A 21,816-nucleotide genomic window follows, 5' to 3' on the forward strand; every position below is an offset into this window, starting at 1 on the left:
GCGGGCAAAGTGAACCACCTACAGCGGATGAAAGTGAGCATAGCAAAGTAAGTGCTCAAAATCGATTCATTTGTGGTTAAATTTAGTCTTTATTTTTCATTTTTTTACGCATAGATTCTCCTTTAATATCTATTCTGTGTGCATTATGTACAAGACGGTCTAAAATGGCATCTGCGATGGTTTGTTCTCCTATAATTTCATGCCATGCTTCCACTGGTAATTGTGAAGCGATAATAATACTGTGTTCTCCGTGCCTATCTTCGATAATTTCCATAAAGGAATGCCTATTTATGGCATCTAAAGCTTTAAGTCCAAAATCATCAATAATCAGTAGGTCTTGTTTTTCTAGTTTATTGATTTGTTTTAGATAAGAGCCATCTGCTTTTGATGTTTTAAGCATGGTAAAAAGTTTATTCGTGTTATAATACATGACCTTATATCCCAATGAACACGCCTGATGACCGATAGCTGATGCCATATAGCTTTTTCCAGCACCTGTACTTCCCGTGATAAGGATATTCTGTTTTTGCTTTATAAACTCACAGCTAGCAAAGCGTTGTATTTGATTTTTATCCAGATGTCTTGAAGCATCAAAATCGATAGCTTCCATAACGGCACTGTACCTAAAACGCGCCGCTTTTGTTAACCGTTCTATTTTTCTGTTTTGACGATCATCCCATTCGCTTTGGAGCAGATATGCGATGAGTTCATCATTGGTGTAGTTTATACTTTGTGGCGATAAACTGCTGTCAAAGGCTCTGTACATACCGTATAGCCTTAGTTGTTTCATGTGTTCCAATGTCTGTTTATTCATTGTTTTTGGCTTAAATTTATTTGTAATAATGACTTCCCCTAATATTGCTATGGTTTGGGATATCTGGTTGGTCTTCGATATTTTCATCTAAAGTGTCCCAGCCGTTTTTAAGGATACGTTCTATGATATTATAGTTATGAGCACCATAGTCCAAGGCACGCTTGCAGGCATTGTCCAACCTCGTATTGCCTACCTTCTTAGTGAGGTGCAATATGCCCAGACATGATTTATAGGATTGCTCTGGGTGTTGTTTCTTTTCTAATATGTTAATGATTAGCACCTTGCAATGTTCACCAACCTGCTCTGCCCAGGCAATGAATTTTTCACTGCTCCACTCGCTGATAAAGCGGTGATGGGAAGGCATGTGTTCCTTTATCGTGCTATACCCATATTTTTGTTTGTTTCTTGGATGGACTGTAAGTAGTTCCTGTTGGTAGAACATCTCTATGGTGCTATCTGAGTAAACCACTTTAATACGTTTGCCTATATGCTGATAGGGCAAACTATAATAGTGTTTGTCTTTGCTAAAATAAATGTGGCTGTTTTTATGAACCGTTGCATTAGCGTAACGTTTAATCTCATAGCGTTTTGCTGGCAATGGTTTAAGCTGATGTTTTTCAATCTCTTCAAATAACGAATAGCGAGAATATTCACGCCCCCTAAAAGATGTGTTGTTATGGGTTTTAAGAAGTTCTAATATAGCCTTATTCAGTGCAGTTTTAGTATGAAAAGTTTGGTTGCGCAGTGGCGCAAAGACCCGTGTATATATAATACGCACGGCATTTTCGACGATGGCCTTGTCCCTAGGCCTGTAGGCCCTGGTTGGAAGTACCGAGGTTTCATAATACTCAGAAAAATCAATAAAAGTTTCATTTACTTTTGGTTCGTAACGACTGCTTTTAGTGACTGCTGCCCTCAAGTTATCGGGCACTAAAGCCTGTGGTACACCGCCATAAAACCAAAGTGCGTTTTCTATACAAGCTATAAAATCTTCTTTCTTTTGACTCTCACAGGCCTCAACATAAGTATATTGGCTACTGCCCAATACACAGACAAAGACCTCTAGATCTTGTATTTCACCTGTGTAACGATCTACTATGGAAAGCTTCTTGCCCGTAAAATCAATGAAAAGTTTATCGCCCGCTTTGTGTGTAAAATGCATCACTGGAGACACTTCTTTAACCCACTCACGATACCAATACCTAAACTGGGAAAGTTTGTAGCCATCTGGATGTTTGGAAAGGTACTCTTGCCAAAGCAACTCTTTGGTTACCCCTGTTTTGCGCAGTTCTTTGTCAAAATAGGGAAAATACGTCTCTAGGGTCAATAGTTGCTGGCTCTTACCTTTTTGGTTGGTTTTAAAAAGTCTGTTCAGCTCCTCGAGCGTCATGGCGGACACTTCGTAATCGGTAAGCCGATAGCGCTTAAAAAAGTCAATGTACTTAGTGATGGTATTACGCGACAGCCCTGTGATTAGGCTTATTTGGCGCTTACTGATTCCTTCACTGAAGAGTTTGAAAATCTGTTTTATTTTTCGCATATCTATTTGTTTGTTGGCCATAATATCTTTTTATAAAAAAAGATATTTAAAGCTTTACAAATAGAATCGATTTTTTAGTGGTTCACTTTCGTCCGCTGTAGGTGGTTCACTTTCACCCGCCGCACTATGCTCAATTTAATCCGCTGTGGGTGGTATACTATGCCCGTTTTTTGCAAACTCCTTCAAAAACTGTAAATAAGTAGAAATCGTTTTTCTTTGGTTAAAATACACACCATTGACATCAGTAAAGCCTAAAAATTGCAAGGTGTTATCGGCTGTATCATTAAACAATCGATTCTTATATGAATTATATCTATTTGTTACATATTCAGATTGAAGGTTATTAGGGAGTGATTTTTTGTTATATAAAATGCTATCAATTTTTCTTGTTTCCGTTTTGAGCTGCCTATGGACACTTTCATCTAATGTATTAAAAATTGCAATGAAATAAGATATATAAGCATCTTGGTTTATTTGGTAGTATGATAGATAGTTTGAAAAATAATCTTTAATCTCTTCTTCTGTTAATTTCAAAGAAAGGTTACCTCCATAAACACCATCATTATCAGCATCAGGATAGCCCCAATTAAAATTATATTCTAAATACTTTATTAAATTAATCAACTCTTTATTCGTGAGTAAATTTTTAAGAGATTTTAGTTCTCTTACTTTGGTGTCATTTTCAACTATCTTATCTGTCACAATATATTCCTTTAGAAAATCCATATAATTAGGAATAACTTCATTCTGGTCTTGGAGTGGATGTTTAGATTCTTGCCAAAAGAAATAGTTAGCATTTGACAAAAGCTCTTCATAGTCAAGAAGTATAAATGCTATAAAATCTATGATTCTATTTTCTTTCGTCATATTATAAAGTTATATATATTCACTTAATTCAATAGCTTTGTCTTTGCTTGTTTTACCAATGTATTTGAGGAACATGTTTTCTGAACCATGACCTGTTGCATTTATCAATAACGCCGTTGGTATATCGGTACTATAATAATTTGTTGAAAATGAACGCCTTCCAACATGGGAGGTTATTAATTTCCACTTTTCAAATATACCCTTTTCGTTTCTATACTTTTTACTACCTTTCTTAGTTTCTTTTTTTATAGCTCCATTTTCAAGAGAATTGATTTTTGCAAGTCGGCAAACTTCTTTGATATATTCATTATATTTTTGTTCTGATATTTTTCTTGGAAATTCGCCATGACGCTTTTTTAAGATTTCTTGTATTTCAGGAAATAAAGGTAAGGACACATTCTTACTGGTCTTCTTTTGTTTAAAATCAATTATAGGCACCGTCTTATTACTTCTATTTGTTTGATAACTTATCATTTCTTTTTTAAAATTCATGAAGTCAGAAACTCGTTGACCGCAATGGCAGCTAATAAGTAACCAATCCCTAGCGTTATCTAAACGTTCATTCTTTGTAAGGTCTAATTCTTGTATTTTTTTTAATTCTTCAAAGTTTAAATAAATGTGATGGGTGTTTTCATTTTTAGTCTTGATTGCGTCTAATTGGTAATGAGTTTCTATACCATTGGTACGAGCATGCACACAAAAGGTTTTTATATACCGTAAATTTCTTGCAATGGTATTTAAAGAGTACCCATCTTTAAAACAGTATTCCGTAAATTGTGTTTTAAAGTCTAAATTAACATCTTTTATAAAGAGTGTCTTTTCAAGATACTTTTCATAGCGAATTAATAGTTCTTTGATTACATTAAGTTTTTTTAATGTGGAATTACTTACTTCTCTTCTTTTAGTGTTTTTATAGTGTTCAATATACTTGATGAGTTCATTCGAGATTTGATTTTCATTCGGATTGTAAAATTCATGTACTGCATTCTTAAACCAATCTTTAGTAACCTCTGATATAATACTTTCACTAAACTTCATTAATATATAACTTTCAAGAGCTTCTATTTTATTATTTAGATATAGTATTTCACTTCTCAAGGATGCGTCTTTAGTATTTTTATTTCTCTTTTTGAATAGGTCTTTAGATACAAAAATTTTAGTTTTTGCATCAAATTGATAATTCGTGTTTTGGAATGAAAATAACAATCTAGCTGTAATATTAGCTTCTTTTTTTACCGAGCGAAATAAGAAATTAACTGTTGCCATACAAAAAACTATTTATCGTACAAATATAGTTATAATTGTATTATTATTGTACGATTAAATGCAATCTTGTGAAAATTAATGCAATTAATTCAGGCTAATATCATTTATATAAAATGCTGATTATATTGTAATTATTGTGATATACCTTGATTCAGTTAAGTTTATAAGATAATGATGATTGCATAAAATGTGGAGCGATATGCTCCACAAAGGCAAATAAGGCAATAGGCTGTAAGCTTTATGCTGTAGTTTTTACTTTTAACTCATATGGACAAAGGTTCAGAGGGTCAAAGTTATAAATTTGTTGATTTGAAGATTTGAAAATTGTTCTGACTTCTTTTTTTTCAACCTTTTTAATCTTCTCCTGACTCCTGACTCCTGACTTCTTTCTTTTTTAATCCTTCAATCTTTAAATTTTTCAATATTAAGGAAGCTGCTCCGTAAGCAGTTTTTTTCTTTGTAGCAGCATAACTTCGGGCTTCCGACTTCAATCTTTCATCTATAAACTCCTTCCAAATGATATAAAACAGAAAAATAGATTATATTCGTCATTAGGTCTTGAAAATCTAGAACTCAAATGAAAATATTGATACTTGGAGCTACTGAAAGAACTGGAAAATTGATTTTGGTAGAAGCTTTAAATAAAGGTTATTACATACATTGTTTAGTTAGAGAACCAAACAAAATTGTTGAAAATCATAAAAATCATAAAATATATAAAGGTTCTCCCGAACAGGTTGCCGATTTAGAAAATGCAATACAAGGATGTAAAGGAATAATTAGTCTTTTTTCTTATAGCGAAGCGGTCTTGTATTTTTAATCGGACAGTAATGATTAAAAAACATAGGTTTCAACCAAATATTATCAAAAAGTATATACAAACAATAGATAAATTAAGGGTTGCAAAAAGCACAGAAGAATTATATCCAATTAAAAGTTTGAATTACGAACGTTTAATTGGAGATAAAAAAGGATTAGAATCTGTTCGATTAGATCATAAATATCGAATAGAATTTATAACTAAACTAGAGGGAGAAGAACCTAACAGTATTACAGTATGCTCAATCATTGAATTGAGTAATCACTATAAATAAATGCGAGGAAGATGGCAACAAACAAAACTTTAATACCAGCACAAGCAACACATCCAGGAGTATTAATCAAAGATGAATTGGAGGCTACTCCTAATTTAAACCAAAGAATATTGGCAAAGGAATTGGATGTAAAACCATCATTTTTAAATGAAATTATCAAAGGGAAAAGACCCGTAACAGCAGATATTGCAATTTTATTAGAAAAGACATTAGGTATTTCAGCAGATTATTGGATGAAATTTCAATCCCAATACGAGATTGACAAGGCAAGACTTAAGGAAAAAAATATTAAAAAATTAAAAAACATAGAACTATGGAATATCATAAAAGAATATGTACCTGTCCTATATTTCAAAAAGCATAATTATTTACAAAACGACATTGAGAGCGACATTAAAGCGATTAAGAATATTTATGATATAACAACTATTGATGAACTTGTTTCATCCTTCTCAAAAGAGAAGTTTGCATATTATCGTAAGTCAGATAAATTAAAAATTGATAATAAAAATATGTTCGCATGGAGTGCATTAGCTCAATATGAGGCTAAAAATCAAAAAACGAATACTTTTAATTTTGACAATATAAACCAACTCTGTGTTAATCTAAATAATATATTCTACGAAAATTCCAGAACACCAGAGCGCGTAAAATCTATACTTAATCAATTTGGAATTAAAATGTTACTAATTAATAAGCTAGAGAAAGCTCCTATAGACGGATTCTCTTTTTGGTCAGGTAAAAACCCTGCAATTGCTCTGACTTTGAGATATAATCGGATTGACAATTTTGCTTTTACAATTATGCACGAAATTGGGCATATCGACTTGCATTTAAGAAATGATAGGGAAAGAAAATTCATGGATTTAACTAAAAAACAAAATTTAGATCAATTTGAAAATGAAGCAGATAACTATGCTCAAGAAAAACTAATCCCTAAAAGGATTTGGCAAGATATATTAAACAATTACCTCCCCTTAAACGATGATAAAATAATAGCTTTAGCAAATAAACATAAAATTAATCCAGCTATTCTACTAGGGAGAATTTGCTACGAAATGGATTACTATGCGATAAAAACCAAGATTAATAAAAAAATGAAATAACTGTTTGCACTTAAATTACTTGGTTAAAAAACCAAGTTTATTAGACCTAATTATTTATCATATAGTTTATCCAATTAAAAAGTATTGTTGTCCGATAAAAGTTAACGGAATTTATTGAACCCACTTATATCAAGGTTTAAATGAGGTTCTCAAAATAGAACCCTTATCCCTTGCAATACACATTGTTAAATTACAACAAAGCTATTTTAACGTATATTTGGTTTATGCCTAAATACTATAGAGAAAATTGAACACCCAACCAACTAAATCAAAAAAACGAATTGAAATATTAGATATATTCCGAGGATTTGCAATCTTAGGAATATTTGTTGTCAATATTACCATAATGAATTCAACCTTTTTAAATCAGGACGAATTTGCTTTACAGTTTACTTCTAACATTGACCAAATTTCGGAGAAAATACTTCAGTTGTTTTTTTACACTAAATTCTTCCCGATATTCTCACTGCTTTTTGGATTAGGTATTTCAATACAAGCATTAAAAATGCTTGATGAAAATAGATTATCATTTTCCTTTTTTGGAAGGCGTATGTTAATCCTATTTTTAATTGGAGTTTTACATATTATATTATTATGGTCTGGAGATGTTTTAAATCTTTATGCTATTCTTGGCTTGTTTACTACACTTATAATAAAATGGCCAAACAAATTAATTCTTATTCTATCGGGTGTCTTTCTTTTTTTTCCGTTTTATAATCAGGTTTTTGAATTTTTATTCAGTCTTATAAATTTCCAACCAGAAGTCTATTTAAAAGAGTATACGGGAGCAATGGTAAACAAAATAATTAAACATGGAACTTATTTGGAAGGTTTAAAATTAAGGATTTTAGAATATATTTCTAATATTCCAATGCTTTTCGGATTTTTAGCACCCATAGCCTTTTCAATGTTTTTATTGGGGCTTTACCTCGGTAAAAACAAAATTTATAACTCATTAGAGTTATTTATTCAGCAAATAAAAACACCCATACTATTGATAATTGCTATTACAAATATTTACAGAATAGCATTTCTGTTTGTTTTAGTAGATCTTAAAATTTTTAAACTAGAAAATTATAGAGAATTATTCGTCAAGGCAATGGTGATTTCAGACGTTGTAATGGGATTATTCTACCTATGGCTTATTGGCTGGTTATACTACAATACTAAATGGAAAAAGGTCTTGTCTCCCTTAAAATATGTAGGTAGAATGGCTTTAACTAACTACATAATGCAAAGCTTTATTGGTCTAATTCTATTTTCATCAATAGGGTTTAAACTTTATGAAACTTTAAGTCCATCAGAAGCACTTATCCTTGCAATTATAGTTTTTATCGTTCAAATTATATGGAGTAAGGTTTGGTTAAAATATTTCAGATTCGGACCATTAGAATGGGTGTGGCGATGCTTAACATATAAAGAATTGATCCCGATTAGGGTGCCTAGAAATTTTTCCAACAACTTATAAAAAAGCATGGAGTATGACAATTAGAACAAAAAACTATATAATCATCCTTTTTTTATTGACTGGAATTTTATGTTTCGGACAATCGGGTACTGAAAAAGAATCTGAAATCAATTTATTTCTTAACAATTTAAGTGAAGACGATTTTTCGGGAACAGTACTAATTGCACATAACAACAAAATAATAGAGAAACGAGCTTATGGACTAGCAAATATTGAATTTAACGTAAAAAACAATATCGATACCAAATTCAACATAGCTTCTATTACCAAATTGTTTACGACTGTTGCAACCCTACAACTATATGAGCAAGGAAAGATAAAATTAAAAAGTCCTGTTGGCGACTATTTACCCGAATATTCCAACAAAATTGTTAGAGATTCCGTTACCATTCATCAGCTACTAACACACACTTCGGGTCTTAATAACTTTTACGTTGCAGACTGGGATAAGATAAAGAATATTGATTATCAGAAGACTTCAGGTTTTGTTCCACTTTTTGTTAACGATACACTTTTATCCAAACCCGGTACTAAGTATGATTATAGTGCTTCAGGTTTCGTAATACTTGGACTAATTATAGAAAAAGTTAGTGGTAAAAACTATTACAACTATGTAAAGGACGCCATTTTAAAACCTGCGGAAATGTACAACACTACCGAATTAGAAATTGATTCTATTGTGAAAAATAAAGCAAGTGGATATACGTCGATGTTTGGAGAAAATAAAACTCTCAAGAAAAATGACTACTATTTAACAAAAGCATCACCAGGAGGCTTTTATTATTCTACTATAAGCGACTTATTCAACTTTTCAAAAGCCTTAAGAAATTATAAACTTTTGAATAAAAGAACAACTGAATTGATGTTTGAACCAAAAGTGAAAGGTTACAATACAGATATGGGCTATGGAATTGGTGTTGACCAAAGATACAATCAAACCATTATTGGTCATGCTGGAGGTTGGTACGGAATTCATTGCGAATTAATGGATTTTATGAAAGACAAGTATACCGTTATAATTTTATCTAATATAGACGATGGCGGAGATAATGGAGCTTCTAAATTATCAGATTTTTTTATGGAATTGATAGCCGATAAAGAGCCATAAAAAACAGCTCTCTATACCAAGCAAAAATATTTTTTATAACTAAACAAAACCGATACAACTATGATGAAAAATATTATAATAATTATTTTGATTGCCCTATGGACAAGTGTAACATTTGGTCAAAATATTGCCCGAGTTGAAAATGTAAAAATCCAATCAAAATCTTTAAATCAAGAAAGGGAGATATTAATTTATACTCCTATTGATTACGATTGGCGAGTTAACGAATACTTTAACGTAATCTATGTATTTGACAGCCACAGTAGAGAGTTTTTTGATTATACAAGTTCTATAATTTCCTTTTTGACCGACAATACCAATTCTTTTATTGTTGTTGGAATTACTTCGCCTTATAATGAAGAACTTGATTACTCTAGAAATAATGACCTATTGCCTGTTTTAGAAGCCAAAAAATCTATTGACAAGTACGGGAAATATTCTGGAAATGCTAATAATTTCTTTGCTTATGTAAGCACTGAAGTCGTGCCATATATCGATTCTCATTACAGAACATTAAATAATAAAATAGCAATTGGACACTCATTAAGTGCTTCCTTTGTTTTAGATATTTTTATTAAAAATCATACCTTGTTTAACGATTACATAGCTATTTCGCCAAACCTTGCGTATGATAACGACAAATTAGCAAACAAACTTGTAAATTTTGATTATTCTAAAATAGAGAAACCTACTTATTTATACTTAAGCAATGCAAATGAAGGTATAAAATACTGGCAGGAATGGAAACCTGCTAGAGAGAAAGTATATTCCTTTTTTAACAAGTCAATAAAGAATGATAACTTGAAAGTTAAAATCGATAAATTCCCTGAAAACAATCATTGGAATACCTTTTCAGTTAGTTTAAATAAAGCACTTGATTTTTATTTCGAAAACATCCATGATTTACAGGAAAAGGAACTAAGCAAAAAAGAATATGATACTACAATAAAAGTAAAGGTTTTAAACAAAGACGATACCATATACATTACAGGAAATCAAGAGAATTTAGGAGATTGGAATCCAGAAAAAATAGAATTAGAAAGAATTTCCGATTTAGAGCGGGAAATAAAATTAAAACTTAAAAGCCCTGCACAATTTAAGCTTACAAAAGGAAATTGGGAATCTGAAGCGGAAGTAATTGGAACCTATGGAAATATTACCATAAAACCTGAAGAAAAATCTGAATTTGAATTTGAGATTGAGAACTATTTTGACAATTAAAGAGTAACTTCAATAATTTAATTAACTACCTCGGAACAAGCCCGCGAGGTATTCAAAGAAAAATAATTTAATCTATTTCAACGCAAAACCCTTCGATAGACTCAGGACAGGCGTTGGGGAATTAGACCTTCTATGAGGGATTTAAACCTCAAATGATTACATTGAAATTAGCAGCATGAATTCAATTATAATCTGTTCCTATATTTAGGAGACAATACCTTTGAAGAAAATGAACGAAAGAAAAAACATTATCGTTTCTCTAAAATCAAATTTAGGAGAGTCGAAAAAAGGAATTGAAAAAAGAATTGAGTTTTTGAAAATAACAATTACTCTCAATTTAGTTTTTACGATAATTAGTGTAGGAATAATAATTTTATCAATTATTCCTGAGCTATTTGATTATGAAATATTTATCTGGCAAAAATCGGGACTAATGACCATTTTAAGTTTAAGCCTTGTAATAAACCTTCCTAATCAATTTTTTGAACTTAAATTATTAAAGCATTTAAAAAAAATAAATTCTGAAGTTGAATTTGAGGGAATTGATAAACTTAATAACGAATTAAAAAGCATAGTAGACAAATTAAACAATGGAATAAAAACTAGCTGGAGTCTAATAATCCTAGTAATCTTAATTTTTATTATGGGAATTTGGCAAATAGTATCAGGTAATAATCCATATTGGATCTTTATGAAGGTTCCAATATCATTGTTTTATGGAATGATTATTTTACATTTTATTACAACAAATAGAAAGCTTAATAAAAATATTAATGAAGCTGAAAAATACTGTAGCTAATAAATCTAAACTCCCAAATAAAACCTGCTAGCCCCGATAGAGCCAACTACCGTGTAGTGGCGAAAGCGGGAAACAGCAACAGCTATTTACACAAGAATTGGCGCTCCTAAGTATATTGAATAAGTTGTTTATTAACTCGATTGGCAGCAATTTTGGATGCCAAAAATCCTAAAACAAAAATTGTGGCAAATACAATGGCTATATTGATAAGCTTATATTCCACAGGGTATGCCAAGGTTGGACTAAGTTTTATCCATTGAAAAGTGATTTGTGTCCACACTAAAAGCGATGCAAAAGCGATGCCTACAATGCCGCCTACAACGGTAACTAGGAGTCCCTGTAAGAAGAAAATCCGTTTTAGTTGTTTTATAGATACGCCCATACTGTAAAGTGTAGTTGCGTTGTCTTTTTTATCGAGAATCATCATTATAATAGCGCCAACAACATTGAAAAGTGCAATAATAAGTACCAAAGTAAAGATGAGATACAGTACCAAATTTTCGGTATTGAGCATTTTATAAAGAGAATCGTTGAGTTGCGCACGCGTTTTTAAACTTACTTTATTACTTAATGCTGCTGCTATTTGTGCGCTTACTAATTCTACAGGAGCTGTAGGTTTTATCTTAAAATTGATTCCTGTGATTTGATTTTCCTTTTTCTCTAATAAAGGCTGAACGGTGGAAAGGCTTGCAAATACGTACTTTTTATCTAAATCGTCGTTTATTGCATAAACCCCAGAAAGGGTTACCGATAGTTCATTATAAGGTCTTTGGGAGCCTGAAATTCCTGTAGCAATACTCCCTTCTCCTGGTTTTGGCGCTAAAATTTCAAGCGGATTTCTATAATCGTTAATCCCTAATCCCAATAAATTTGCAACTCCTATTCCACTTACTACTTGGTAGGGGTCTTTTCCTATCCAACTGCCGTAATACAACATACTATCAATGCCTGTTACACGTGTGTAATTACTGTCGACTGCCTTGATATATGCTATATGATTTTTCTGTTTGAAAGTAAGGAAAACCCGCTCTTCAATTTCTTTGGAATAATCGGCTATCCCTTCTATTTTATTAAGGTTTTGGGCATCGTTTTCGGTAAAATCGAAATATTTACCTTCGGCAGAAACCGCTTTAAGGTCGGGATCAAAAGAATTAGAAAACGAAAGACTTAAGGTTTTAAGTCCTGCAAAAGCAGAAAGTACAACAAATAAAGAGGCTGCACCAATTACTATTACCAAAAATGTAACAAAATTGATAATGTTAACTGCATTCTGACTGCTTTTAGAAATCAGATACCTTTTTGCTATGTACAGGGCGATATTCAAAAATTATGACTTCTTCCTTTTAGCTAATAAATCGGGGTTGCTAATAGGATTTTCACTTCCTTTAAGCGACTTGTCTATACGATCTATGTATTCAAGAGAATCGTCAATATAAAATTCTAATTCAGGTACGCGTCGTAACTGATTTTTTGTGCGTTGCGACAACTCATGCTTAATAAGCGGTTGGTTGGAACGTATGCCTTCTATAAGTTCTTTGGCTTTATCTACTGGGAAAATACTTACATATACTTTTGCCATTGATAAATCTGTGGTAACATTTACCTTGGTTACGCTAATAAGGGTTCCAGACATGCCTCCTTCTTTTGCTGCTCTTTGTAGAATTTCAGCTAAATCCTTTTGTATAACCCCACCAATCTTTTTCTGTCTGTTTGTTTCCATACTGCAAAAATACAAGAATAATAATTACAATTTAAAGTATTATTTTTGATGAAAGCCTTTAATTAAGTGTTTTATCTGAAAAAATAACGATATGAATAAAATTGAGCACATTGGAATTGCAGTAAATGACATCGAAACTTCAAATACACTTTTTCATAAATTGCTAGGTGTAGCTCCCTATAAAACAGAAGAAGTTGCCTCAGAGGGAGTAAAAACTTCATTTTTTAAGACTGGAGAAAGTAAGATAGAACTTTTAGAGGCAATGACTAATGATAGTGCTATTGCTAAATTTATTGCTAAAAAAGGAGAAGGAATCCACCATATAGCTTTTGAAGTAGGCGATATCCAAGCGGAAATAAAACGATTAAAAGAGGAAGGTTTTACTGTATTAAATGAAATTCCCAAGCGAGGTGCCGATAATAAATGGGTTGCTTTTTTACACCCTAAAACAACCAATGGCGTTTTAATTGAATTGTGCCAAGAAATAGACGATAAGGCATAGATAACAGTTAAAAAAAGTAGAAATCTATAAAAACCTTTGAATAGTCTTGCAGAGCTTAAAAATATATAGTAATATTGCATCCGCAATTTGCAGGTCCCATAGCTCAGCTGGTTAGAGCACCTGACTCATAATCAGGGGGTCCATGGTTCGAGCCCATGTGGGACCACAACAATGATAGAAAGCCATTCAAGAGATTGAGTGGCTTTTTTGTTTTCAAGCAAGTACAACATATGTACAACAAAAATTTAATTTCATTTTATTACATTTATGGTATAACAACATTTTTGTTATTATACATATCAGATTAAAATGTATAATAACAATTTTCTTTATTATACATTTTTAGTAATATTGTACATTAAATAAATTTCTTAATATACTCTTGTGGAAAATTTCAAATCTGGTTCCTATATAAGCCAAGGCTATTACAAAAGCTTCCAACCCAATTCTATCAATAAAGAATGGATTATAAATAATATGGAAGTCTTCAATTTGCTTAGTAAAGCTGATAGACAACTAGGAAGGTTGGACATGTATTCAGAATATGTAAATATTGATTTATTTATTAGTATGCATATTGCTAAAGAGGCTACCCAATCATCAAAAATAGAGGGTACCCAAACCAATATGGAAGAAGCATTCTTAAAAAAAGAGGATGTAGCCATTGAAAAAAGGGATGATTGGGAGGAAGTACAGAATTATATTTCGGCAATGAATGAGGCCGTAAAAATGCTCCATACCCTGCCTTTTTCATCTAGGTTAATTCGACAAACGCATAAAATATTATTACGAGGTGTAAGAGGAACCCATAAACTACCAGGGGCATATCGGACAAGTCAAAATTGGATAGGTGGGGCTTCAATAAATGATGCCGTTTTTATTCCTCCTGCTCACAATTCTATAGGAGATTTAATGTCTGACATCGAAAAATTCGCCAACGATGAATTGAATCCACTTCCCGATTTATTAAAAATTGCCTTGATCCATTATCAGTTTGAAACTATTCACCCTTTTTTAGATGGGAACGGAAGGGTAGGCAGGTTATTAATAACACTCTATCTTGTTAGTAAAGGCATTTTAAAACAACCCATTTTATATTTATCTGATTTTTTTGAAAGAAACAGATCCCTATATTATGACAACCTCATGCGTGTTAGAACACATAATGACCTGTCCCAATGGTTTAAATTCTTTCTCACTGGAGTTATTGAAACTGCACAATCGGGTGTACAAACCTTTAATTCCATCATGCAGCTTCAAAAAAATATTGATGAACAATTAAAACAATTAGGATCAAGAAGCGGTGACGGTAGAAAAGTAGTCGACTACCTATATACCAATCCAATTTTGGATGCTATAAAAGTTGCGGATATTATTGAAAAGACCCCACGCCCAGCGTACAAGTTAATAGACTCTCTCGAAAATCTAGGGATTATTAAAGAAATTACGGGAGGACAAAGGGGAAGACTTTACTCTTTTAATGAGTATCTAGATCTATTTAAAGTAGATAAAAATCTAGAATGAAAATAAAGTGTATTATAATAAAATATAGCCATGAATAGGATCATTAAAAAACTAGCTAAACTATGGTGTAAATTAGATGATTCAATAGATCATTTATTTCTGTTAGGCTCTTTTAGAATGAATTTGGCTTTGGACATGGATATATTTTTTAGTTATCTAATAAAATCTTCACATCATTAGTTCTTCTGAAAATATAATATCCATCTTCTCCATAACTTAACTGAATTAATTCTTTTGTTCGGACTAAACAAATCTCATCTTGAGAGTTGTTTTCATACTTAACCCCAGAATAATAAACCTGTATTTTAGAATCAATTAAATAATTAAGGAACTTAATTAAATTACCTGTTTCTTCTAAGGAATCAACATTACTATTTAAAGGCTTAATTCTCATATCTGATTTCTCAATGTTATGAATTTCAAAATCTTTACCATTAATAAAATTCATGCCTAGGGTTATTTCCTCAATCACAGAAGAATCATAATTAATATATCTGTTTTTTATATCCGTTTCATAATCTTTTCTGGTGCTAAAAGAAGCTTTGCTATACGGAACTCCCATTTGAGGTCTGCTCATTATTAATCTCCATTCATCTTCATATTCCCATTTATGGTATTTTATATTTAAAATGTAATACAGGGGTATAAAGTGGTCTTTAAATTGGGATATATCTACTGGGCTTAAATATTTTGTATAATTAATAGGAAATAGCCCTGCATATGAACCATGTTCAGGATATTCTTTTTTAATTGAATTCTCCAAGTTTTTTGTTCTATACTTTATTTGAAAACCTTTCTCATTTGTATAATGAGGCCACATTAGAGGATGATGTTCCCTTTCAGTTAGAGATATAATTCCCAATACATTAGTCATGAGTTGCCATAGTTCAAAAATATATCCAGTACATTTATTTTCTAAATCTTCTTCATAAAACTCTTTAATTTCTACTTTGCTCAGTGTTGGATAATATAATTTTTCATATAAATCATATGGAATTGGTTGTGAGGTCTGCAATAAAAATACACTACTGTCTAATATGTCATTTAATTCAAAGGGATGGGATGCATATAAATATGAATTAATTAAAGCAGAAACGTTATACTTACTAAAACTATAATATTTAAACAAGAACTCAGGGATTTCTTTTTCATGCTCTATTGAAACTAAAGGTTTATCTTTAGAATTATTACGAATATATTTAAATCCGTTATAAGGGAATTCACTCATGTTTTTTTTACTAAGATATAAATTAACTATATACAGGGGACGAATCAGGGGACGAATAATTTTAATTTCGTTTAATTTAGCCTTATTTAAGTTAATTTAAAAACCCTTGTAAAACAGCACTTAATAAACTATTACTCAATAAAATAAGATAAAATAAAACAAAAATAAAGGGCGTCCATGTGGGACCACAATCAGAGAAATCCAGTCTATACAAATAGGCTGGATTTTTTGCTTTATACATAGTAATAAGGCACATTTAGCTCCACAAACTGCATTTTACGAATTTCCACTAAAAAGTCAACTTGTCAAGTTTTTGAGAGGAATTAGGTGTTCCATTTTCAAAACTGAATTGTATGCCAATTGTTCAACTTAAAACCAATTGGTTATGCATCAAGAAAAATTATCAATCCTTTATTATGTAGTTAGCAAAACTAAAACAAGCAAGACACTCGTGCTAGCTAGAAGATAAAAAATTAGATTCAAACTACACTCATCCTAGTAGAGTTACAAAAAATCCTTTTTTTATTCCCTCTATAAATCAACAACCTCGAGATGAACCTACGAGATATTCAAAAGAAAAATAATTCTCTCCTTTACGGAATTCCGTAAGGAAAATAAATTCTATCATTTTACATTTGAGCTGAAAATAATTCTTAAACTAAAAAAGATGAAAATTAGAAATTTTCCAATTGCAGCTGTATTATTAACCTTAGCTATGGTTGGCTGTGATGATTCTACTTCGGATGAATTTGAAGAAGTAAATGGAAATGTAAAAGAAAAATACCTAAAAGGTGTTACCACTTTATCCCCTCAAAACGATTACTACAACAGAACATTCGCCATTGGATACGATTCAAATAATCGTGTTTCTACTGCTTCAAATGGGTCAGAAAGCAGCATTTTTGTGTATGATGATAATGGGAGTTTATCTAATATTACTGGAGGAAATAGTGATGCTTTTAGTATGAATGAACTTTATAAATCTCCATATGATGCCTTTGAAGTAGGGCATGTGGAAGAATATGATGACAATGGAAATCCTAAAATCATCTCATTTATTGAAGAGGATTATGATTATGAAACCCAAGATTATGTATACGAGCAATATACAGCCGAATTAGAATATGACAACGTTCCAAATCCATATTTCCATACTTTAAAAGCAGCTGGATTTATAGAGGCTATGGATAAAGTTCAGCTTAATTTTAGTATGACACCGCAGGCCTCTGAAATTGTTGCAGCTAGAAACCTTTTTCCTAACAATAACCCTACTAGAATTACATATAAAAATTCTAATAACGAAATAATTTATCTTTATAATGCTGATTATGAATATGATAACGACAATTATCCAACTGAAGCTGTTATTACTACATCAGATCTAAATTCAGGTGAAACCAGCCAATATACTGTAATATATAGCTACAAAGATTAACCAAGCAATGATGCATTAACCAACGAAGCCGTTTTGAGAATTTTCAAAACGGCTTTTTATATGTCCTTTTCTAAAGAGAAGGCTCTACATACTTATTGTACATATAGGGCGTAACGGGCTTTAGATGCTCTTTTGTTACTGGATGCTTCCCAAAATAAGAGAAGTATTCAATAGTGCCATCTTCCATTTTGCAGTAGTATGTTTTTCCTATCTTAACTTCTTTAATATGTATCTTTTTTAATTTTTTATAAACTGTAACATCATAAATAATAATTTCATTAGTAGTTTCTGTCTCGCTAATATTACATGATACTATTTCGTACTGAAATTCTTTCCACGACATACATTTCGGTTCAGATTTGAAAAATATGCTGTAACTAAGCCCTAGTAAGAGCATAATTCCCAAAATTATAAGCAATATCCGCTCACCATTAAATTTATTTTTTGGAGAATCTAATGCAACCTTTGCCCCATCTTCTGCATTCTTTTTTATAAAATCTTCGTAATTACTATCTCCAACATAATGCGCCATTAAATCTAATAATTCAATTTTAAGAGTAACGGACCTGCTAGTATCTTTTAAAAGATAGAAGTTGTATATAGTAGTAAATGTTCTTACCGAAATAGGATGCTTATAATCTTCAGTAAAGATAGTCGACAGGTGGGTAGCTTGTCCATTTTTAGTTTTACTGCCACCTTTTGATTTAGCTTTATCAAAAACTCGTTTTACAAGTTCTTCATATGGATTTTTCATAATTGGATTAAGTTCAGGGCTTTAAAAATAAAAATAATTAGACAATCGATGGTCATTTTTGTCGGACATTCTTTTCCATGTTTTGTCCACAATTAAACGGCAAACCTCCCTTTCCTTTGCTGTCAAGATTGGTTGAGGTTGTGTTTAGCTAACATAACCAAAGCGCATCAACTTTTCTTACGGAAATCCACAATGTGAGAAAAATAGTAACAGGGAAGCAGCTATTAAGTAACACATTTGGATCTCCACTTCCCAAAATATTAAGGAGTATTTCCTTACAAATTTTAGTTGCTCTATAAAAATCTCTGCATAGGCGGACAGCAACTCTATTGTTTAATTTTTTAAATCCATTATTATGAAAAAAATACTTTTAATACTTACTGTAATCTCATTAAATGCTATTTTACAATCGTGTACAAAAGAAAGTGTAGCAAGTACAGACGCTCTTTACAATACACAAGCTTCGGAAGATGAAGAAATAAATCAGGATCCAGATGAGCCCGACGAACCAGAAACTCCAAAAAACGGAGAATAAAGGCTAAATAATTTTTATTTTAGGGGAATGAAAAAACTACTACTAGCATTCCCCTTTTTTTTGGGTATTTTGTTATGCTTTTTTGCATGCAATATTTCTACTAAAAAAAATAAAACTTCTAATATCCCTTCTGCTGAAAATAGTGTAGACAATCAATTACAAAAAATAAAGCACTTACGAAAAAGTAATCCTGATAGCGCTCTTCTTTTAAATCAAAAACTTATAAAAAATATCAACACTTATAATGATTCTATTAAAGTTGAGATTTTATTAACTAGCGCCTCCCTTTTCCGAAATGTAAATATTGATAGTACGTTATTTTATTCCAATAAACTATTAACACTTCAGCAACAAAGAAAAGATAGTTTAAGTATAGGAGATGCTTACTTCCGACTTGGGTTTTATTATAGAAAAAACAATGAAATTGCTAAATCGCTTAACGCTTATTACAATTCTATCAAAACATACGAGCGTATAAAAGACACTATTGAAGCAGGAATTAAATTGGTAAACCTTACCAATCTTTTAAATTCTATAGGGAACTATAATGAAGCTGAACAAACAGGGGTCAAGGCATTACAGTATTTAGAAAAATCTGCCAATAAAAAATACATAGCTGGCACCTACAATGCTCTTGCCATTGCTTCTAAAGAACAAAAAATCTATAATGAAGCCTTACATTGGTATAACAAGGCTTTAAACGTAGCAAGCGACTCAATTTCAAAAATAAAAATCCTTAACAATATTGCGGTAGTTTACACCTACCAAGAAGAATATGAAAAAGCACATACCTTATTAGAAAAACTAGAAAAAAGTCCAGAATTAGAAAACAATCCAGATAGTTATGCCAAAAATATTGACAACAGAGCTTATGTTGCTAGTTTATTAAAAATTTCTAATGCGGAAAACGACCTTAAGAAAGCGCTTGAAATTAGAAAAAGTAATGATGATATTTCTGGTCAAACCACAAGTTACCTCCATCTCTCTCAATATTACTTAAACAATAATCAAACAACAAAAGCTAGAAAAATGGCTTTAAAAGCTTTTGAGTTGGCACAGCAAACCAAAAGTACCGATGATACCTTAGAGGCCTTATCTTTATTAATAGAATCTTCCCAAAATCCAAAAACATACGCGGTAGTCTATAAAAATCTAACCGATAGCATTCATACCTCCCAAGGGCGATTAAAAAATACATTTGCCAAAATAAAATACGAAAGTGAAAAAAATCAACAAGAAAACTTAAAGCTTACCAACGAAGCAAAAATCAATAAATTACGATTAGAAAATCAACAAAGCAGAAACTTACTTTTAATAATTATAATTGGAATCATTCTTAGTGCTGGCTTTATATATTATCGGTTTATAAAAATAAAGCATCAACGAGAAAAAGTAGACGAAGCTTACCAAACCGAAATGCGAATTTCAAAAAAAATACATGATGAGCTCGCCAACGATGTATTTAATATTATTGCATTTACCGAAAATACTCCTGTTGAAAAAACTATCAAAAGTAATCTTCTTCTGCAATTAGATGCCATCTATGAAAAAGCTAGAAATATTGCTAGAGGAAACGGAAAAATAGATTTAGACACCAACTTTTCAGAAAAAATAATATCTCTTATCAATAGTTACTGTAATGAGGATGTTAATATATTAAACCGTGGGCTAGCTACATTCCCTTCAGAAGAAATCCCTACATATATAAAACGCGTTATTTACAGGTCTCTGCAAGAGCTTTTAGTGAACATGAAAAAACATAGCAAGGCGTCTGTAGTAGTATTTAATTTTACTTTAGAGAAGAAAAATTTAAAAATTTCTTATTCCGATAACGGACAAGGGACGGACATTTCCAAAAATTTTATCATAAACGGATTAGCAAATGTGGAAAACCGTATTGAAGGCGTAGATGGAAACTTTATTTTTGACACAATGCCCGGAAAAGGGTTTAAAGCCACTATAACAATTCCAATATAAACGATGTTTAAAAAAGTTCTTATTGCCGAAGATATCGATAGCATAAATTTAGGGTTGATAAATACCTTAAGTAAAGCTTATGATTTTGAAATTGAACACGCCAAATATTGCGATGATGCATATTTAAAAATCAAGAAAGGAATCTTAAAAAATTCTCCTTTCGACCTTTTAATAACAGACCTTTCTTTTAAGCAAGACCACAGGCAATCTAAAATTGAATCTGGAGACAAACTAGTTGCAAAAATAAAATTAGAGCAACCAGATATTGCTGTTATTATGTATTCTATTGAAGACCGCCCACATATGATTAAGTCCTTTTTCGACACCATATTTATTAATGGTTATGTCTGTAAAGGTAGAAATAGCACCAACGAAATGGTTACCGCCATTGAAACGGTTTACAATAAAGAACAGTACATCCCAGCAAATTTAAAGCATGCCATAAAAGAAACTAAAAATTTAGAAATAGAAGACTATGATATTTTATTATTGGACGCTCTTTCTCAAGGAAATTCTCAAGACGAAATTAGAAAAAAGTTCAAATCCGAAGGCATTACACCATGTAGCGTAAGCACTATTGAAAAACGCATTAGTAGCTTAAGAATTTCTTTTAAAGCTAAAAACGCCACACATCTGGTTGCTATAGCCAAAGATTTAGGACTTATATAAAATCACTATTTAGTTACTTAACTAAGTAGTTTTTGAGGGAAAAGATCCTTACTGATTTTCAGTAAGGGTTTTTTGTATCCTAAAATATCCCCATCATATCAATAGCTCCTTTTTTAACCTCAATAGTTGTCATTCTCCATCATAATTCCATACCTTTGAAATAAGTTACTGCATCAGCGTAAATTCTGG

The 21,816-nt window shown here is 31.5% G+C and carries 22 protein-coding genes and 1 tRNA gene; 14 read left to right on the forward strand and 9 right to left on the reverse strand.

Annotation, left to right across the window (positions count from 1 at the left end; genetic code table 11):
* Positions 1-82 precede the first annotated feature (82 nt).
* The 5 genes from istB to AC13CQ_RS01015 form a co-directional block, all read right to left on the reverse strand.
* Positions 83-814 (reverse strand): IS21-like element helper ATPase IstB, encoded by a 732-nt coding sequence (istB, locus tag AC13CQ_RS00995; protein WP_008612681.1) that lies wholly within the window; start codon positions 812-814, stop codon positions 83-85.
* Between the two features lie 16 nt (positions 815-830).
* Positions 831-2,375, reverse strand: coding sequence for an IS21 family transposase (istA, locus tag AC13CQ_RS01000; protein WP_008612682.1), 1,545 nt, complete (start codon positions 2,373-2,375; stop codon positions 831-833).
* A gap of 114 nt (positions 2,376-2,489) precedes the next feature.
* Positions 2,490-3,221 (reverse strand): hypothetical protein, encoded by a 732-nt coding sequence (locus AC13CQ_RS01005; protein ID WP_474507778.1) that lies wholly within the window; start codon positions 3,219-3,221, stop codon positions 2,490-2,492.
* A gap of 9 nt (positions 3,222-3,230) precedes the next feature.
* A complete protein-coding gene (locus tag AC13CQ_RS01010) occupies positions 3,231-4,487 on the reverse strand; it encodes a tyrosine-type recombinase/integrase (RefSeq protein ID WP_474507779.1) in 1,257 nt (418 codons plus the stop codon).
* A 353-nt stretch (positions 4,488-4,840) separates the two neighbouring features.
* Complete coding sequence (locus AC13CQ_RS01015; protein ID WP_474507518.1) at positions 4,841-4,978, reverse strand: hypothetical protein; 138 nt, start codon at positions 4,976-4,978, stop codon at positions 4,841-4,843.
* 86 nt (positions 4,979-5,064) lie between these two features.
* On the opposite strand from AC13CQ_RS01015, the gene AC13CQ_RS01020 reads away from it, so the two are divergent.
* The 7 genes from AC13CQ_RS01020 (at position 5,065) to AC13CQ_RS01050 (ending at position 11,283) form a co-directional block, all read left to right on the forward strand.
* The gene (locus AC13CQ_RS01020; RefSeq protein ID WP_008611417.1) at positions 5,065-5,307 is read left to right on the forward strand and encodes an NAD(P)H-binding protein; all 243 of its coding nucleotides are present in this window, start codon (positions 5,065-5,067) and stop codon (positions 5,305-5,307) included.
* Positions 5,308-5,317: 10 nt separating this feature from the next.
* Positions 5,318-5,581: a type II toxin-antitoxin system RelE/ParE family toxin gene (locus tag AC13CQ_RS01025; RefSeq protein WP_008611415.1), complete on the forward strand. Its 264-nt coding sequence runs from the start codon at positions 5,318-5,320 to the stop codon at positions 5,579-5,581.
* An 11-nt stretch (positions 5,582-5,592) separates the two neighbouring features.
* Positions 5,593-6,687: a HigA family addiction module antitoxin gene (locus AC13CQ_RS01030; RefSeq protein WP_008611414.1), complete on the forward strand. Its 1,095-nt coding sequence runs from the start codon at positions 5,593-5,595 to the stop codon at positions 6,685-6,687.
* A 346-nt stretch (positions 6,688-7,033) separates the two neighbouring features.
* Complete coding sequence (locus AC13CQ_RS01035; protein ID WP_245547647.1) at positions 7,034-8,155, forward strand: DUF418 domain-containing protein; 1,122 nt, start codon at positions 7,034-7,036, stop codon at positions 8,153-8,155.
* A gap of 13 nt (positions 8,156-8,168) precedes the next feature.
* Complete coding sequence (locus tag AC13CQ_RS01040) at positions 8,169-9,263, forward strand: serine hydrolase domain-containing protein (protein ID WP_008611412.1); 1,095 nt, start codon at positions 8,169-8,171, stop codon at positions 9,261-9,263.
* A 60-nt stretch (positions 9,264-9,323) separates the two neighbouring features.
* Positions 9,324-10,484: an alpha/beta hydrolase-fold protein gene (locus AC13CQ_RS01045; protein WP_008611411.1), complete on the forward strand. Its 1,161-nt coding sequence runs from the start codon at positions 9,324-9,326 to the stop codon at positions 10,482-10,484.
* 229 nt (positions 10,485-10,713) lie between these two features.
* Entirely contained in the window at positions 10,714-11,283 is a 570-nt protein-coding gene (locus AC13CQ_RS01050; protein ID WP_008611410.1) for a hypothetical protein, read from the forward strand.
* A 106-nt stretch (positions 11,284-11,389) separates the two neighbouring features.
* Here AC13CQ_RS01050 and AC13CQ_RS01055 read toward each other — a convergent pair whose 3' ends face one another.
* Together AC13CQ_RS01055 and rbfA are read right to left on the reverse strand one after the other, a co-directional pair.
* Positions 11,390-12,607, reverse strand: coding sequence for an ABC transporter permease (locus AC13CQ_RS01055; protein WP_008611409.1), 1,218 nt, complete (start codon positions 12,605-12,607; stop codon positions 11,390-11,392).
* A gap of 3 nt (positions 12,608-12,610) precedes the next feature.
* Complete coding sequence (rbfA, locus tag AC13CQ_RS01060) at positions 12,611-13,003, reverse strand: 30S ribosome-binding factor RbfA (RefSeq protein ID WP_008611407.1); 393 nt, start codon at positions 13,001-13,003, stop codon at positions 12,611-12,613.
* 91 nt (positions 13,004-13,094) lie between these two features.
* Here rbfA and mce point away from each other — a divergent pair, with 91 nt between their 5' ends.
* From mce to AC13CQ_RS01075, 3 genes are all read left to right on the forward strand, one after another.
* A complete protein-coding gene (gene mce / locus AC13CQ_RS01065) occupies positions 13,095-13,505 on the forward strand; it encodes a methylmalonyl-CoA epimerase (protein WP_008611406.1) in 411 nt (136 codons plus the stop codon).
* 92 nt (positions 13,506-13,597) lie between these two features.
* A tRNA-Ile gene (locus AC13CQ_RS01070) sits at positions 13,598-13,671 on the forward strand.
* 218 nt (positions 13,672-13,889) lie between these two features.
* Positions 13,890-15,029: a Fic family protein gene (locus tag AC13CQ_RS01075; protein ID WP_008611405.1), complete on the forward strand. Its 1,140-nt coding sequence runs from the start codon at positions 13,890-13,892 to the stop codon at positions 15,027-15,029.
* 148 nt (positions 15,030-15,177) lie between these two features.
* Here AC13CQ_RS01075 and AC13CQ_RS01080 read toward each other — a convergent pair whose 3' ends face one another.
* Positions 15,178-16,257 (reverse strand): DUF2971 domain-containing protein, encoded by a 1,080-nt coding sequence (locus tag AC13CQ_RS01080; RefSeq protein ID WP_008611403.1) that lies wholly within the window; start codon positions 16,255-16,257, stop codon positions 15,178-15,180.
* 667 nt (positions 16,258-16,924) lie between these two features.
* On the opposite strand from AC13CQ_RS01080, the gene AC13CQ_RS01085 reads away from it, so the two are divergent.
* Positions 16,925-17,692, forward strand: coding sequence for a hypothetical protein (locus AC13CQ_RS01085; protein WP_008611401.1), 768 nt, complete (start codon positions 16,925-16,927; stop codon positions 17,690-17,692).
* A gap of 70 nt (positions 17,693-17,762) precedes the next feature.
* Here AC13CQ_RS01085 and AC13CQ_RS01090 read toward each other — a convergent pair whose 3' ends face one another.
* Entirely contained in the window at positions 17,763-18,446 is a 684-nt protein-coding gene (locus AC13CQ_RS01090) for a hypothetical protein (RefSeq protein ID WP_008611400.1), read from the reverse strand.
* Positions 18,447-18,801: 355 nt separating this feature from the next.
* Here AC13CQ_RS01090 and AC13CQ_RS01095 point away from each other — a divergent pair, with 355 nt between their 5' ends.
* The 3 genes from AC13CQ_RS01095 to AC13CQ_RS01105 are packed head-to-tail and all read left to right on the forward strand — an operon-like array spanning position 18,802 to position 21,627.
* Positions 18,802-18,981: a hypothetical protein gene (locus AC13CQ_RS01095; protein WP_008611399.1), complete on the forward strand. Its 180-nt coding sequence runs from the start codon at positions 18,802-18,804 to the stop codon at positions 18,979-18,981.
* Between the two features lie 27 nt (positions 18,982-19,008).
* A complete protein-coding gene (locus AC13CQ_RS01100) occupies positions 19,009-20,958 on the forward strand; it encodes a tetratricopeptide repeat-containing sensor histidine kinase (protein WP_008611397.1) in 1,950 nt (649 codons plus the stop codon).
* A gap of 3 nt (positions 20,959-20,961) precedes the next feature.
* On the forward strand, positions 20,962-21,627 hold the full coding sequence (locus tag AC13CQ_RS01105) for a DNA-binding response regulator (RefSeq protein WP_008611396.1): 666 nt from the start codon (positions 20,962-20,964) through the stop codon (positions 21,625-21,627).
* Positions 21,628-21,816 lie beyond the last annotated feature (189 nt).

It is taken from the genome of Galbibacter sp. L-19, from assembly GCF_056857615.1.